The organism is Serratia sp. CY38905, assembly GCF_052168875.1.
GTDB lineage: Bacteria > Pseudomonadota > Gammaproteobacteria > Enterobacterales > Enterobacteriaceae > Serratia > Serratia sarumanii.
Genome location: NZ_JBJNLV010000006.1, coordinates 190741 through 206040 on the forward strand (window position 1 = coordinate 190741; position 15300 = coordinate 206040).

Annotated in this window: 11 protein-coding genes; 3 read left to right on the forward strand and 8 right to left on the reverse strand. The window is 63.9% G+C overall.

Annotated elements, in window-relative coordinates; translation table 11 throughout:
• The first annotated feature begins 1 nt into the window (after position 1).
• Positions 2 to 391: a type II toxin-antitoxin system VapC family toxin gene (locus ACJ8MK_RS15370; protein WP_033635543.1), complete on the forward strand. Its 390-nt coding sequence runs from the start codon at positions 2 to 4 to the stop codon at positions 389 to 391.
• A gap of 7 nt (positions 392 to 398) precedes the next feature.
• Here ACJ8MK_RS15370 and baeR read toward each other — a convergent pair whose 3' ends face one another.
• The 6 genes from baeR to ACJ8MK_RS15400 are packed head-to-tail and all read right to left on the reverse strand — an operon-like array spanning position 399 to position 11384.
• Entirely contained in the window at positions 399 to 1115 is a 717-nt protein-coding gene (baeR, locus tag ACJ8MK_RS15375) for a two-component system response regulator BaeR (protein ID WP_033635542.1), read from the reverse strand.
• Positions 1115 to 2497, reverse strand: coding sequence for a two-component system sensor histidine kinase BaeS (gene baeS / locus ACJ8MK_RS15380; protein ID WP_033635541.1), 1383 nt, complete (start codon positions 2495 to 2497; stop codon positions 1115 to 1117). The genes baeR and baeS overlap by 1 nt, the downstream gene beginning before the upstream one ends.
• On the reverse strand, positions 2494 to 3924 hold the full coding sequence (gene mdtD, locus ACJ8MK_RS15385) for a multidrug transporter subunit MdtD (protein ID WP_442517872.1): 1431 nt from the start codon (positions 3922 to 3924) through the stop codon (positions 2494 to 2496). The genes baeS and mdtD overlap by 4 nt, the downstream gene beginning before the upstream one ends.
• Before the next feature lie 10 nt (positions 3925 to 3934).
• Positions 3935 to 7015, reverse strand: a complete 3081-nt coding sequence (gene mdtC / locus ACJ8MK_RS15390) for a multidrug efflux RND transporter permease subunit MdtC (RefSeq protein ID WP_103774370.1) — start codon at positions 7013 to 7015, stop codon at positions 3935 to 3937.
• Complete coding sequence (locus ACJ8MK_RS15395) at positions 7012 to 10131, reverse strand: MdtB/MuxB family multidrug efflux RND transporter permease subunit (RefSeq protein WP_049194873.1); 3120 nt, start codon at positions 10129 to 10131, stop codon at positions 7012 to 7014. Before ACJ8MK_RS15395 ends, mdtC begins: the two co-directional genes overlap by 4 nt.
• A complete protein-coding gene (locus tag ACJ8MK_RS15400) occupies positions 10131 to 11384 on the reverse strand; it encodes an MdtA/MuxA family multidrug efflux RND transporter periplasmic adaptor subunit (protein WP_442517873.1) in 1254 nt (417 codons plus the stop codon). Before ACJ8MK_RS15400 ends, ACJ8MK_RS15395 begins: the two co-directional genes overlap by 1 nt.
• A 272-nt stretch (positions 11385 to 11656) precedes the next feature.
• Here ACJ8MK_RS15400 and ACJ8MK_RS15405 point away from each other — a divergent pair, with 272 nt between their 5' ends.
• Both ACJ8MK_RS15405 and ACJ8MK_RS15410 read left to right on the forward strand, forming a co-directional pair.
• The gene (locus ACJ8MK_RS15405) at positions 11657 to 12610 is read left to right on the forward strand and encodes an aldo/keto reductase (protein WP_041036271.1); all 954 of its coding nucleotides are present in this window, start codon (positions 11657 to 11659) and stop codon (positions 12608 to 12610) included.
• A gap of 61 nt (positions 12611 to 12671) precedes the next feature.
• A complete protein-coding gene (locus ACJ8MK_RS15410) occupies positions 12672 to 13289 on the forward strand; it encodes a pyridoxamine 5'-phosphate oxidase family protein (RefSeq protein ID WP_060439452.1) in 618 nt (205 codons plus the stop codon).
• On the opposite strand, the gene ACJ8MK_RS15415 is transcribed toward ACJ8MK_RS15410, so the two are convergent.
• Positions 13286 to 13852 (reverse strand): GNAT family N-acetyltransferase, encoded by a 567-nt coding sequence (locus ACJ8MK_RS15415; RefSeq protein WP_308886593.1) that lies wholly within the window; start codon positions 13850 to 13852, stop codon positions 13286 to 13288. The two genes, ACJ8MK_RS15410 and ACJ8MK_RS15415, sit on opposite strands and share 4 nt — an antisense overlap.
• A 51-nt stretch (positions 13853 to 13903) precedes the next feature.
• Positions 13904 to 15256 carry a molecular chaperone gene (yegD, locus tag ACJ8MK_RS15420; protein ID WP_033648831.1) on the reverse strand — a complete coding sequence of 451 codons (1353 nt, stop codon included), beginning with the start codon at positions 15254 to 15256 and terminating at the stop codon, positions 13904 to 13906.
• Positions 15257 to 15300: the final 44 nt, after the last annotated feature.

Genomic DNA, 15300 nt, shown 5'->3' on the forward strand with positions numbered 1-15300 from the left:
GATGTACATGTTTGATACCAACACCGTCAGCCACTTGTTTCGGCAGCATCCGCAGGTGCTTAACGTCATGGAAAAGCTCCCGCCTTCTGCCGTATGTATTTCCTGCGTCACGGAGGCGGAACTGCTTTACGGTGTGGCTAAACGGCGGAACAAGGCGTTGCAAAGCATGGTCGAGGCCTTTCTTGCCGCGGTGACGGTCTATGCATGGGATAGCGAGGCCGCCCGCTGCTACGGTGAAATGCGCGCGAACATGGAGAAAAAAGGCAAAATCATGGGCGCGCTGGATCAACTGATCGCCGCTCACGCGCAGAGCCGTGGCGCGACGCTGGTGACCAACGATCGCGCATTCGCCATGGTGCCCGGGTTGGCGGTTGAAGACTGGACGCGCTGATTTCCCCCTAAACCCCATTCACCAGCCGGCAGGGCTCGGCTTCCCAGCGGTAGCCCACGCCGTATACCGAGCGGATAAAGGATTTTTCCCCGTCGATCAGTTCCAGCTTGCGGCGCAGGTTTTTGATGTGGCTGTCGATGGTGCGGTCGGTGACCACCCGGTAGTCGTCGTACAGGTTGTTCAGCAGCTGCTCGCGAGAAAATACGTTGCCCGGCTGGCTGGCCAGCGTTTTCAGCAGGCGGAATTCCGCCGGCGTCAGATCCAGCAACTGCCCCTGATAGCTGGCCTGGAAGCGCGGTTCATCGATGTGCAGCAGGTCATCTTCCCGCGCGCTCTCCTGCGGCCGATAGCTGCGGCGCAGGATGGTTTTCACCCGCGCCACCACTTCGCGCGGGCTGTAGGGTTTGCAGATGTAATCGTCGGCGCCGATCTCCAGCCCCAGCAGGCGGTCAATCTCTTCGATTTTCGCCGTCACCATCACGATCGGAACGTCGCTGAAGCGGCGCAGCTCGCGGCACACCGTCAGCCCGTCGGCGCCCGGCAGCATCAGGTCGAGCAAGATCAGCGCCGGCGGATGCTGGTGCACGGTCGGCACCACCTCGTTGCCGTTGGTCAGCCAGCGGGTGGCGTAGCCCGCCGCCTGCAGATAATCCACCAGCAGCTGGCCCAGCTTGGGCTCATCTTCAACAATCATGATCTGCACGGGTTGATTCTGAATGTCCATCAGGGCGCCTTATTTTTTATCGGGGTAGCAAATTCTACTGTAATGCGCACGCCGCCTAAAGGCGAATGCTCGGCGCGGATTTTCCCGTCGTGCGCTTCCACGATGTTGTGGCAGATCGCCAGCCCCAGCCCGGAACCGCCGCTGGCGCGGTTGCGTGAACCTTCCGCCCGGTAGAAACGTTCGAAAATGCGCGTCAGTTGCTGATCGCTGATGCCCGGTGCGCTGTCCTGCCAGTAGAGAAGCAGCCGCCCCGGCTGCAGCTCGGCGCCGATCTCCAGCCGGCCGCCGGCGTCGGTGTAACGCAGGCTGTTTTCCAGCAGGTTATTGAACAGCTGGTTCAGGCGATCGGGATCGCCGAACAGCGGCGCCTGGGGCGGAAGATGGGTGACGATCTCCAGCCCTTTGGCGCGGAAGCGTTCGCGAAAGGCGGCGACGGCGATCTGCAGCAGGTGCACGCAGTCCACCGACGATTTGCGATAGGCCAGCGCGCCGAGATCGGAGAGCGACAGCTGGTGCAGATCGTCGACCAGTTTGGTCAAGGTGGATACCTCGGCCTGCAGCGAGCTGAGCGACGCCGGCGTCGGCTGGCGCACGCCGTCCTGCAGCGCTTCCAGTTCGCCGCGCAGCACCGCCAGCGGCGTGCGCAGCTCGTGCGATACGTCGGCCATAAAGGCGCGGCGCATCTGCTCGTTTTTTTCCAACGAGGTGGCCAGCTGGTTGAAGTCGTGCGCCAGCCGGCCCAGTTCATCCTGGCTGCTGACCGCCACGCGGGTGGTGAAATCGCCCGCCGCCAGGCGGTGGGTGCCCGCCACCAGACGCTTGACCGGGGCCAGCATGCCGCGCGACAGCAGCCAGGTCACCGCCGCCGCCAGCAGGGTGGAGAGCGCGACGATAATCCAACTGGTGCGCCGCTGCTGGCGATCGAAGTTGATATCGGTATTGCGCGTCAGGCGCTCGACCGGGGTGGTGAGCACCCAGCCGACGATCTGGTTGTTGTAGCGGATCGGGTGGCGCGGCCCCTCTTTCGGCAGGGGGCCAGAATGCCCGACCAAACGATTGAACTGGCTGTCCACCACCCAAAACTGGGTGCGCCAGCCCTTGGGCGGCAGATTGTGGCTGCTGTCGCTGTTCTGCTCGAACGAGCGCATGATCTGGTAGACCACCTGATCGTTGTTGCGCAGGAATATCCAGTTGCCATGGTGGCTGTACTGTTCCTCCAGCGCTTCGCTCAGCATGTTGATGCGTTGCTCGTTGCTGCTCTTGATGTAATCGATAAAGCCGCGCTCAAAGCTGACGCGCACCCCCCAATGCATGGTGATCAACACCAGCATGCAGGTAGCGAAAATGGCCAGGAACAGTTTCCCGGTAATGCCTATCCTCATTGCAACCTCGTTGAGCCGGTACCCGGCTCTTTGGTCAGCGTGCGGTTGGGCGCGCTATCGGCCGGCACGCGCGCGAAGGCCAGCGCGGGCAGAGCGATAATCAACGCCATACAGCAGTAGCTGTAAATAAATGCGCTGTGAATGGCCGGGCTATCGGCCACCACCTGATGATGGGCGAAGCTGCCGATCAAGATGCCGGCGACGCTGACGCCAAGGCTCATCGACAGCTGCATGACCATCGACAACAGGCTGTTGCCGCTGCTGGCCAGCCGGTCCGGCAGATCTTTCAGCGTCAGGGTGTTCATCGCCGAGAAGCGCAGCGAGTTGACCATCCCCTGGAAGAACAGCACTACCGGCAGCAGCCACAGCCAGCCGAGCATCGCCGCCAGCAGGAAGCTCAGGCTGACCAGCGCCAGCAGCAGCGTGGCGGCCACCAGCACGTTACGGTAGCCGAAGCGGTTGACCACCTGCACCACGATGCGCTTCATGCCCATGCTGCCGATGATCATCGGGATCATCATCAGCCCGGCGTGGAACGGCGTGAAGCCCATGCCGACCTGCAGAAACAGCGGCGTCATGAACGGCAGCATGCCGCTGCCGATGCGCCCCAGCAGGCTGGCCAGCAGCCCGATCTTGTAGGTCGGGGTGCGCAGCAGCCGCAGCGAGAACAGGGCGCGGCTATTGCCGTAGGCATGCCAAACATACCCCAACAGCGCCGCCGCGCCCAGCGCCACCAGGCCGGCGATGGCGCCGCCGGACAGCCCCATGCCCTTGTGGCCGTCGAGCGCCAGCGTCAGCGCCGCCATGCCGATCGCCAGCAGGATAAAGCCGCTGAGATCGAAGCGGCGGGTCTGCATTTGGTAGTTGGGCATCAGCAGCAGCGTGGCAATGGCGCCAACGATGCCCACCGGAATGTTGATCAGGAAAATCCAGTGCCAGCTGGCGTATTGCACCAGGAAACCGCCCAGCGCCGGCCCCATCAGCGGGCCGATTTGCCCCGGCAGCGTCACGAAGGTCATCGCTGCCATATACTGCTCGCGCGGCACGATCTTCATCACCGTCAGGCGGCCGACCGGCACCATCATCGCGCCGCCGACGCCTTGAAGCACGCGCGAGGCGATCAGCTCGTTCAGGGTTTCCGAACGGGCGCAAAGGAGGGAGCCGAGGGTGAACAGCACGATGGCGCTGAAAAACACCCGCTGTACGCCGACCTTATCCGCCAGCCAGCCGCTGGCCGGCAGCGTCACCGCCACCGTCAGCACATACGAGACGATCACCGACTGCATGCGCAGCGGGTTCTCCCCCAGGCTGGCGGCCATCGAGGGCAGGGCGGTGTTGACGATAGTGGTATCCAGCGTCTGCATAAAGAAGCCGAATGCCACTATCCAGAGTTGCCAGCGTACCGTGGCGGCGTGTTTCATCAGCATTGGTCGGCCATTAATGGGGCAGCGGGGCCAGTTGCTTGTTGCGGCGGAACTTCGCCTGCAGCCGGTCGAAGTAAAGATAGACCACCGGGGTGGTGTACAGCGTCAGCAGTTGGCTCATCACCAGGCCGCCGGCGATGGTGATGCCGAGCGGCTGGCGCAGCTCCGCGCCGTCGCCGCTGGTCAGCACCAGCGGCAGTGCGCCGAACAACGCCGCCAGCGTGGTCATCATGATCGGCCGGAAACGCAGCAGGCTGGCCTGAAAAATCGCCTCGCGGGCGCTGATGCCGCCGTTGCGCTGCGCCTCGAGCGCGAAGTCGACCATCATGATGGCGTTTTTCTTCACGATGCCGATCAGCAGCATGATGCCGATCAGCGCGATCAGGCTGAACGGCGCGCCGAACAGTTCGAGCGCCAGCAGCGCGCCCACGCCGGCGGAAGGCAGCGTGGAAAGGATGGTCAGCGGATGGATATAGCTCTCGTACAGTACGCCGAGCACGATATAGACCGTGGCGATAGCCGCCAGGATCAGGATCAGCTGCGACTTCAGGGTATCCTGGAATACCTGGGCGGTGCCGGCGAACGCGCCGCGTACCGTAGACGGCACGCCGAGCTGAGTCATGGTGCGCTCTACCGCGGCGGTGGCGTCCGACAGGCTGCCGCCGTCCGGCAGGTTAAAGGAAATGGTCGAGGCGGCGGACAGCCCCTGATGGTTGACCGACAGCGGCGCGTTGGCCGGCCGCCAACTGGCGAAGTAGGAGAGCGGTATCGCCTTGCCTTCGCTGTTGATGATGAACATTTTGTCCAGCGAGCTCACGTCCTGGGTGTAGGGCGGCGCCACTTCCATCACGACTTTGTATTGGTTGAGCGGTTGATAGATGGTCGAAATCTGCCGCTGGCCGAAGGCGTTGTTCAGCAGGTTGTTGGCGTCGGACACCGAAATGCCGAGGCGCGCCATGGTTTCGCGATCGTAGACCAGATCCATCTCCGAGCCTTTATCCTGCTGATCCGAGTTGACGTCCGCCAGCTCGGGCAATGCGGCCAGCGCGGTGCGGATCTTCGGCTCCCATTCGCGCAGCGCGGCGAGATCGTCCGCCAGCAGCGTGTATTGGTAGCTGGCGTTGGCCTGCCGGCCGCCGACGCGGATATCCTGCACCGCCATCAGAAACAGGCTGGCGCCCGGTTCTTTGGCCAGGCGAGCGCGCAGGCGGGCGATCACTTTCTGCGCGTCGTCGCTGCGTACCGACAGGGGTTTCAGTGAGATGAACATCGAACCGCTGTTGGTGCGCGAGCCGCCGGTAAAACCGGTGACGTTTTCCACGTCCGGATCTTCGCGCACGATTTTCATGAAGTCTTCCAGTTTGCCGCGCATCGCCTGGAACGAAATGCTTTGGTCGGCCTGGATAAAGCCCATCAGGCGCCCGGTATCCTGTTCCGGAAAGAAGGTTTTCGGGATGCTGATATACAGCCAGACGTTGAGCGCAAGGGTGGCGAGGAACACCGCCAGCACCCAGCGCGAGTGGCCGAGCACCCAGTTCAGCGAGCGTCCGTAACCCTGCTGCAGCGCCAGCAGCATTTTGCCGAAGCCGCGCGCCCTCCGCTGCGAACGCGGCGGCTGGTGGCGCAGCAGGTAGGCGCACATCATCGGCGTGAGCGTGAGCGAGACGATGAGCGAGAGCCCGATCGATACCGACAGGGTGACGGCGAACTCGCGGAACAGGCGCCCCGGCAGGCCTTCCATCAGCAGCAGCGGGATAAACACCGCCACCAGCGAAACGCTCATCGACAGCACGGTGAAGCCGACTTCCCGCGCGCCCAGCAGCGCGGCGTTGATCGGTTTCATGCCGGCTTCGACATGGCGGGAAATGTTTTCCAGCACCACGATGGCGTCGTCCACCACAAAGCCGGTGGCGATGGTCAGCGCCATCAGCGACAGGTTGTTGAGGCTGAACCCGCACAGATACATGGCGGCGAACGAGCCGATCAGCGACACCGGCACGGCGACCGCAGGGATCAGCGTGGCGCGCCCGGAGCGCAGGAAGATGAACACCACCAGGATCACCAACCCGATGGCGATCGCCAGCGACTGTTCCACCTCGGCCAGCGACGCGCGAATGGTCGGCGAACGATCCTGCGCGACGCTGAGTTTAATCGAGGCCGGGATATTCTCCTGCAGGGCGGGCAGCTCGGCGCGAATGCGATCGACGGTTTCGATGATGTTGGCGTCCGGCGCACGGCTGATGGCCAGAATGATCGCCGGTTTGGCGTCGGTCATCCCGGCGTTGCGCACGTCTTGCACCGAGTCGTTGACCTCGGCCACGTCGGCCAAACGCACCGCCGAGCCGTTGTTGTAATGAACGATCAGCGGACGGTAGGCCTCGGCGGTTTTCAGCGCGTCGTTGGCCTGGATCTGCCAGCGCTGCTGCGGGTTTTCCACGGCGCCCTGCGGGCGGCGCACGTTGGCGTTGGCGATGGCCTGCCGTACGGCGTCCAGCGACACGCCCTGATTGAACAGTGCCGAAGGGTTCAGCTCCACCCGCACCGCCGGCAGTGAGCTGCCGCCCACGGAAACGTCGCCGACGCCCTCGGTCTGGCTGATCTTCTGCGCCAGCTGGGTGGAGGCGAAATCGTAAAGCTGCCCCTGGCTGTAGGTGTCCGAGGTCAGCGTCAGGATCATGATCGGCGCGTCGGAAGGGTTGACCTTGCGGTAGCTGGGGCGGCTCGGCATGCCGGTCGGCAGCAGGCTTTGCGCGGCGTTGATCGCCGCCTGCACGTCGCGCGCGGCGCCGTTGATGTCGCGATCGAGATCGAACTGCAAAATGACCCGGGTACTGCCGAGCGAGCTCATCGAGGTCATTTCGTTAACCCCGGCGATGCGGCCCAGCGCGCGCTCCAGCGGCGTCGCCACCGAGGACGCCATGGTTTCCGGCGAGGCGCCCGGCAGCGACGCGCTGATCGAAATCACCGGAAAGTCCACCTGCGGCAGCGGCGACACCGGCAGCAGGCGAAAGCCGATCGCGCCGCTGATGGCGATGGCCAGCGTCAGCAGGGTGGTGGCCACCGGCCGGTGAATGAACAGGGCGAAGAATTTCACTGTAGCTCCTGCGTATCCGGCTGGCGATGCGTGTTGCGCGCCAGTTTGTCAAACAGCAGGTAGATCACCGGCGTGGTGAACAGCGTCAGGATCTGGCTCATGATCAAACCGCCGACCATACAGACGCCGAGCGGATGCCGCAGCTCCGCGCCGACGCCGGTGCTCAGCATCAGCGGCAGTGCGCCGAGCAAGGCCGCCAGCGTGGTCATCAGGATCGGCCGGAAACGCAGCAGGCAGGCCTGATAGATGGCGTCGCGCGGCGATAAGCCCTGCTCGCGTTCCGCCGCCAGCGCGAAGTCGATCATCATGATGGCGTTCTTCTTCACGATGCCGATCAGCAGGATGATGCCGATGATGGCGATCACGTCCAGCTCGCTGCCGGCCATCATCAGCGCGAGCAGCGCGCCGACCCCGGCGGTCGGCAGGGTGGAGAGGATGGTGACCGGATGAATGAAGCTTTCATACAGCACGCCCAGCACGATGTACATCGCCACCACCGCCGCTAAAATCAGCCACAGCGTGCTGCCGAGCGCCGCCTGGAAGGCCAGGGTCGCCCCCTGGAATTGGGTGGTGATGTCCCTCGGCATGTTGAGATTTTCTTCCGCCTGGGTGACCGCGTCGACCGCCTCGCCGAGCGAGTAGCCGTCGGCGACGTTGAACGAAACGGTGGCCGACGGGAACTGGTCGAGATGGTTGACCGACAGCGGGCCGAAGCGCTCTTCGATTTTGGCGATGGCGCTCAGCGGCACCACGGCGCCGTCGTTGCCGCTCAGACGGATCTCATTGAGCGCCGCCAGCCCCGGCGTCGCGCTGACGTCGTGCTCCAGCACCACGCGGTATTGGTTGGCCTGGGTGTAGATGGTGGAGATCAGGCGCTGGCCGAACGCGTTGTACAGCGCATTGTCCACGTCGCTCATGGTGACGCCGAGGCGGGAGGCCGAATCGCGATCGACGTTGACGTAGGCCACCAGCCCCTGATCCTGCCAGTCGCTGGTGACGTCCGCCAGCTGCGGGGTTTGCTTCAGCTCATCCATCAGCTGCGGCACCCACAGGCTGAGATCGTCCAGCGACATGGCCTGCAGGGTGAACTGGTACTGGGTGCGGCTGACCTGGGTATCGATGGTCAGATCCTGCACCGGCTGCAGATATAGCTTCACGCCGGGGAACTGCGCCGTTTGCTGCTGCAGGCGGCTGATGATCGCCGGAATGCGCTCGCTGCGTTCGCTCAGCGGCTTCAGGTTGATCTGCAGCCGGCCGCTGTTGAGCGTGGCGTTGCTGCCGTCGACGCCGACGAACGAGGTCAGGCTTTCCACCGCCGGATCTTTGAGGATCTGCGCCGCGACCTGCTGCTGGCGCTCGGCCATATTGCTGAACGAGACGCTCTGCGGCGCTTCCAGCGTGCCCTGAATGATGCCGTTGTCCTGCACCGGGAAGAAGCCTTTCGGGATCAGCAGGTACAGCAATACCGTCAGCGCCAGGGTGCCGACGGCCACGCCGAGCGTCAGCCAGGGATGGTTAAGCACCGTTTTCAGCCACTGGCCGTATCGCGCGATCACCCGGTCGAAAAAGCGCTCGGAGGCGGCGGAAAACCGGTTCTGCTTGCGCAGCGATTCGTGGCTGAGCATGCGCGCGCACATCATCGGCGTCAGCGTCAGCGACACCACGGCGGAGATTAAAATCGCCACCGCCAGCGTGACGGCGAACTCGCGGAACAGGCGGCCAACGATGTCGCCCATGAACAGCAGCGGGATCAGCACCGCCACCAGCGAGAAGGTCAGCGAGATGATGGTGAAGCCGATCTCGCCGGCGCCTTTCAGCGCGGCGTCGAGCGGTTTTTCCCCTTTCTCGATGTAGCGCGAGATGTTCTCGATCACCACGATGGCGTCGTCCACCACGAAGCCGGTGGCGATGGTCAGCGCCATCAGCGTCAGGTTGTTGATGGAGAAGCCGAGGAAGTACATGGCGGCGAAGGTGCCGACCAGCGACAGCGGCACCGCCACGCTGGGGATAATGGTCGCCGGTACGTTGCGCAGGAACACGTAGATCACCATCACCACCAGCGCGATCGCCAGCAGCAGCTCGAACTGCACGTCGCTGACCGAGGCGCGGATGGTGGTGGTGCGATCGGTCAGCACCTTGACGTCGACCGACTTGGGCAGGCTTTTAATCAGCGTCGGCAGCATTTCGCGGATGCTGTCGGCGGTGGTGATGACGTTGACGCCGGGCTGGCGCTGAATGTTCAGCACGATCGCCTGTTGCTTGTTGGCCCAGGCCGCCAGCCGGGTGTTTTCCGCTCCTTGTTCGATGGTGGCGATATCCTGCAGGCGGATCGCCGCGCCGTTCTGATAGGCGACGATCAGCTGGCGATAGTCGTCGGCGGATTTCATTTGGTCGTTGGCGGACAGGGTGACCGAGCGGGTCGGGCCGTCCAGGCTGCCTTTCGCCGAGTTGACGTTGGCGTTGCTGATGGCGGCGCGGATGGTTTCACTGTTCAGGCCATAGGCGGCGACCGCCGCGGCGTTCAATTTTACGCGCACCGCCGGGCGTTGGCCGCCGGCCAGCGTCACCAGGCCGACGCCGGTCACCTGAGAAATTTTTTGCGCCACGCGGGTTTCCACCATGTCTTCCACCTGCGTCATCGGCATGGCGGTGGAGGTCACGGCCAGCGTCAGGATCGGCGGATCGGCCGGGTTAACCTTGCTGTAGATCGGCGGGTAGGGCAGATCGGTCGGCAGCAGGTTGGTGGCGGAGTTGATCGCCGCCTGCACTTCCTGCTCCGCGACGTCGAGCGGCAGCGCCAGCTGGAACTGCAGCGTGACCACCGAGGCGCCGCCGGAGCTTTGCGACGCCATTTGTTTGAGGCCGGACATCTGGCCGAACTGGCGTTCCAACGGCGCGGTAATGGCGGAGGTCACCACGTCCGGGCTGGCGCCGGGATACAGCGTCACCACCTGGATGGTGGGGTAATCCACCTCCGGCAGGGCGGACACCGGCAGCGCGCGATAGCCGATAATCCCCGCCAGCAATATCGCCACCATCAGCAGCGTGGTGGCGACCGGACGCAGAATAAACAGGCGGGACGGACCGCCGCCGGCGTTGGGAGGCATCACCTGCATCAGGGCTTCCTCTGAACGTCAGGTTCGCGCTTGGCGTTGGCCGCCGCCGGCGCTTCGCTCGGCGCGAGCACTTCCACCTGCATGCCTTCGGTCAGGCGATCGATGCCGTCGGTCACCACCCGATCGCCGGCGTTGAGGCCGGCGCTGATCACCACCTGCCGGCTGTCCTGCACGCCGGCGGTGACCCGGTGTTTGCTGACCCTGTTGTCTTCGCCGAGCGTCCAGACGAAGTTGCCCTCGTTGCCCATCTGCAGCGCGGCGGTCGGGATCACCACCGCATCGTGCAGGGTATCCACCTGCAGCCGCGCGTTGACGAACTGGTTGGGGAACAGCGCGTCATCTTCGTTGGTGAAGCGCGCTTTCAGCTTGATGGTGCCGGTGGCGGTATCAATTTGGTTGTCCAGGCTCAGCAGCGAACCGGTCGTCAGCTTGTTCTGATTGGTGCGATCCCAGGCTTCGACGCCCACCGGCCCGGCTTTTTGCGCCTTGAGCAGATCGGCAATGTTGCCTTCGGGCAGCGTGAACACCACGTCGATCGGGTGCGTTTGCGTGATCACCACCAGACCGGTGGTGCTGCCGCTGGTGACATAGTTGCCGACGTCGACCAGTTTCAGGCCGACGCGGCCGTCGATTGGCGCAGTGATGCGGCTGTAGGTGATCTGCAGCTTGGCGCTGTCGACCGCGCCCTGATCGGCCTTGATCGCGCCTTCGGTCTGCTGCACCAGCGAGGCCTGCGTATCCAGCTCCTGGCGGGAAACCAGATTGGTTTTCACCAGCTGCTGATAGCGCGCCAGATCGCGCCGGGCGTTGGCCAGCGTGGCCTGATCTTTTGCTAACTGCCCCTGAGCCTGGGTCAACTGAACCTGGAACGGCCGGGGATCGATTTCCGCCAGCAGATCGCCGGCTTTGACCTGCTGGCCTTCGGTAAAGTGGAGCGCCATCAGTTGGCCATCGACCCGGCTGGTGACGGTCACGGTATTGGCGGCGGTGGCGGTGCCCAAGCCGGAAAGATAGCGCGGCACCGTCTGGCGGGTGGCGGTCGCCGCCTGCACCGGCGACATCGGCGCGCCGCGTCTGCCGCCCGCTGCGCGGCCTGCTCCCGTTTTACCGGCGGCCTGGTGCGCGCCCGGCGTCGTCCCGGCGGCCGGTTGGGCGGCGCTGAAATGGCGCCAGGCCAGAACGGCGACGATGATCGCAATCGCCGCAACCAGCAGGCGCAGCAGCAGGGAACGACGTTGGGGTTTTGCATTCATGGTGGTGAAAATTCTCTCCAAAAGGCAGGGGCGCGGGCACTCATTGCCACAAAAATGACACTTCTTACAGGATACTAGTTTAGCCAGCGAAGACGGCATAAAAATGAAGGAAATATGGAGGAACCGTCAGCATTGTCCTAATAAGTGGGTGATTTGAGCGTGCTATGTTTATAAGTGATTTATTCCGGCTTATAGCCAATGCGTTTTAACGATTTCCTGCATTTGGCGCTAATAATTAACAGGCAAATCATTTAACCCATGGAGCCTTTGTGATGAGCAAGAAACAACTGGGCCGTTCGGGCATTCAGGTGCCGGCGTTAACCTTCGGCGGCAACGTGTTCGGCTGGACGGCGGATCAAGCGACCTCTTTCAGCCTGCTGGATGCGCTGGTGGACAATCAGCTCAACTTTATCGATACCGCCGATGTCTATTCCAGCTGGGCGCCGGGCAACCGGGGTGGCGAATCGGAAACCGTCATCGGCGAATGGCTCAAGAAGAGCGGCAAGCGCGACCAGGTGATCATCGCCACCAAGGTGGGCAAACCGATGGGCGAAGGCAAACAGGGGCTGTCGCCGCGCTATATTCAGCAGGCGGTGGAGGACTCGCTGCGCCGCCTGCAAACCGATTATATCGATCTCTACCAGTCGCACGACGATGACCGCGATACGCCGCTGGAAGAGACGCTGGCGGCGTTCGATGCGCTGATCAAGGCCGGCAAGGTGCGGGCGATCGGCGCCTCCAACTATCAGGCGGATCGCCTGGAAGAAGCGCTGCGGGTGAGCGAAAGCAACGGGCTGGCGCGCTACGAAACCCTGCAGCCGGAATATAATCTGTATGCGCGCGAAGGGTATGAGGCCGAGCTGGAAGGCGTGGCGCAGCGCCACGGGCTCGGGGTGATCAACTTCTTCGCGCTGGCCAGCGGCTTCCTGACCGGCAAATACCGCAGTAAAGCGGACGAGGGCAAAAGCCAGCGCGGCGATCGCATCGTCGAACGCTACCTTAACCCGCGCGGTTTCCGCATTCTGGCGGCGCTGGATCAGGTGGCGGGCAAGCACGGCAGCTCCCCGGCGCAGGTCTCGCTGGCCTGGCTGATTGCGCGCCCGAGCATCACCGCGCCGATCGTCAGCGCCACCTCGTTGCCGCAGTTGGATGAGTTGGTCAGCGCCACCCGCCTGACGCTGGATGCGGACGACATTCAGACGCTGAACCACGCCAGCGCTGAGTAAGAGCCGCCGGCGATTTTGCTCTATGCTGAAGGGGTCAATATGACTTATTCAGGAAACTGCAATGTCTGGCGATACCATCAACGACCTCGCGACGCTGGAACAGCTGTACGGCAAACCCGCCGCGCCCTCGGTGTTTAAAGAAGTCAGCTATATCCACCCGGCATACCGCCCGTTTATCGAGGCGGCGCCGTTTGCCGCCCTCTCGACGGTCGGGCCGGACGGCATGGATGTCTCCCCGCGCGGCGATCCGGCCGGTTTTATCCATATCGAAGACGAGAAAACCCTGCTGCTGCCGGATCGGCGCGGCAATAACCGCATCGACAGCCTGCGCAATATCCTGCACGACAACCGGGTGGCGCTGCTGCTGCTGATCCCCGGCATCGGCGAAACGCTGCGGATTAACGGGCGGGCGGAGATCGTGGTGGCGCCGGCGGTGCTGCAGCGCTTCGCCCACCGCAATCAGCTGCCGCGTTCGGTGCTGCGCATTCGGGTGGAGGCGGTGTTCTTCCAGTGCAGCCGGGCGATCTTGCGTTCGGGACTCTGGGAAGAGGGCAGCCGCCTCGAACGTTCGGCGCTGCCCAGCCCCGGCCATATCTTGGCCACGGTGAGCCAAACGCGCTTCGACGGTGAGGAGTACGACCAGGCGCTGCCGCAGCGGCTGAAGGATACGCTGTATTAATCGCCGTGGCGTTCGCGCCACGTTTGCCGGTTCAGCCGGTACAAGACGTGCTTTTGCAGCGGATGGCCCGCCGGCAGGCGTGGGTGCAGGAAGGTTTCGCCGTCAAATTGCATGCCGATGCGCGTCATCACCCGGCGCGACGGTTGGTTGTTTTCGGCGGTGAAGGACACCACTTCCGGCAAGTGAAGCGTGTCGAAGGCGCACGCCAGCGCCGCGCGTGCCGCTTCAGCGGCGTAGCCGTTGCCCCAATGGGCCGCCGCCAGCCGCCAGCCAATCTCCACGCAGGGGGAACAGGGCAGATCGTCGCTCGGCCGCGCCAGCCCGACAAACCCGATAAAGGGCGCGCCGTCTTTCACTTCCACCGCCCACAGCCCCCAGCCATGTTGTTGCATGAAGGCGCGGATGCGTTCGGCCTGCGCGCGGCTTTCCTCGGCCGTCATCGTCGCCGGGAAATAGCGCATCACCTGCGGATCGGCGTTAAGCGCAGCGAAGGCCGGCAGATCTTCGTCGCGCCAGGGGCGCAGCCGCAGCCTGGCGCTGTCGAGGGTAAGGATGGTTGACATGATGCATAGCCTCCAATGAGCAAGGGCGCGGCGAGCCGCGCCCTTGGGCCGTCAACGGAACAGCGTTTGCGCCCAGCGCGCCAGCCCGGCGGTGACCGAGCCGAAGTCGTTGCCGCCGACGATCGGAATGCCAGGCAGCTGCTGTTGCAGCGCGGCGCGCAGCAGGGGGGAGCGCGCGCTGCCGCCGGTCAGGTAGATCACCTGCGGCGCGGTCTGGCTGCTGGCCAGCGCGGCGCTGACCTGTTCCTGGATGCGCATCAACGGCTGCGAGATGGCGTCGGCGAGCTGAGCCTGGCTGATGCTCTCCGCCAGATCGGCCTGCACGAAGCCGAGCGGCGCGCTGATGGCGGTTTGGCCGGACAGGGCTATCTTACTCTCTTCGGCCGCGCGCACCAGTCGGTAGCTCAGGCGCTGCTGGTACACTTTCAGCAGGCGTTTGACCTTTTCCGGCTCCGCCGCGTCGAGGATCAGATCGCGCAGCACGCGGCCGTTGGCGGCGCTGTAGAAATCGTTTTGCGCCGGCACGTCGTTGGTCGCCACCGCGTTCCAGTAAGGCAGCGCCGGCAGGGCGATGCCTTTCGCGGTTTCGCCGCCCAGGCCGAACAGCGGCATCAGCTGTTTGAAGGCCAGCATGATGTCCAGATCGTTACCGCCGACCCGGCAGCCGCTGTGCCCCAGCAGGCTTTGCTGGCGATCGGCGCGGTCGCGCCACTGTGGCCCCATCAGCAGCACCGAGCAGTCGGTGGTGCCGCCGCCGATGTCCACCACCAGCACGGTTTGCTCTTCGCTCAGTGTCGCCTCGAAGTCCAGCCCCGCCGCCACCGGCTCGAACTGGAATTCAATGGCTTTGAAACCGGCGCGTTCGGCGGCGCGCTGCAAAATGCCCTGCGCCTGCCGGTTGGCCTCTTCACCGCCGATGCCCTGGAAGTTGATCGGCCGGCCGATCACCGCCTGCTCGATACCGGTCTGCAGCACGTTTTCCGCCTGGCGTTTGATGTGGAACATCATGGCGCACACCAGGTCTTCGAACAGCGCGATCTGCTGCGGCTTCAGGCCGTTGGCGCCGAGGAAGGATTTCGGCGAGCGCACGAAGTACACCTCTTCCGGATCTTCCATGTAGTGCGCCAGCGCCTGCAGGCCGAACAACACGCTGTCGCCGTTGACCGGAATGTCCTCTTCGCGGTTGTAACTGATGGCGCGGCGCAGAAGCTGTTGGTTTTCTTCGCTGCCGGTCGGCACCTGCCAATGGCGGTGCAGGCATTCGCTCACCGCTTCGCGGGTCGGCGCGCACAGCATCGAAGGCAGATACGGTTCGTTGTTTTCCAGCGTCAGCAGCTCGGGGCCGTGGTCGCGCATCACCGCGACGGAACAGTTGGCTGTCCCGTAGTCGAATCCAATAAACATCTCTTTTTTGTCCCCATGCCAATGAAGGGGGGCGACTTTACCCG

Bases quoted from the DNA above. Each gene is read 5' to 3' on its own strand.
- mdtD (WP_442517872.1), bottom strand. From the start codon at position 3,924: ATGCTGATGAAACACGCCGCCACGGTACGCTGGCAACTCTGGATAGTG.
- ACJ8MK_RS15415 (WP_308886593.1), bottom strand. From the start codon at position 13,852: ATGTCAACCATCCTTACCCTCGACAGCGCCAGGCTGCGGCTGCGCCCC.
- ACJ8MK_RS15370 (WP_033635543.1), top strand. From the start codon at position 2: ATGTACATGTTTGATACCAACACCGTCAGCCACTTGTTTCGGCAGCAT.
- ACJ8MK_RS15405 (WP_041036271.1), top strand. From the start codon at position 11,657: ATGAGCAAGAAACAACTGGGCCGTTCGGGCATTCAGGTGCCGGCGTTA.
- ACJ8MK_RS15410 (WP_060439452.1), top strand. From the start codon at position 12,672: ATGTCTGGCGATACCATCAACGACCTCGCGACGCTGGAACAGCTGTAC.
- baeR (WP_033635542.1), bottom strand. From the start codon at position 1,115: ATGGACATTCAGAATCAACCCGTGCAGATCATGATTGTTGAAGATGAG.
- ACJ8MK_RS15395 (WP_049194873.1), bottom strand. From the start codon at position 10,131: ATGCAGGTGATGCCTCCCAACGCCGGCGGCGGTCCGTCCCGCCTGTTT.
- yegD (WP_033648831.1), bottom strand. From the start codon at position 15,256: ATGTTTATTGGATTCGACTACGGGACAGCCAACTGTTCCGTCGCGGTG.
- ACJ8MK_RS15400 (WP_442517873.1), bottom strand. From the start codon at position 11,384: ATGAATGCAAAACCCCAACGTCGTTCCCTGCTGCTGCGCCTGCTGGTT.
- baeS (WP_033635541.1), bottom strand. From the start codon at position 2,497: ATGAGGATAGGCATTACCGGGAAACTGTTCCTGGCCATTTTCGCTACC.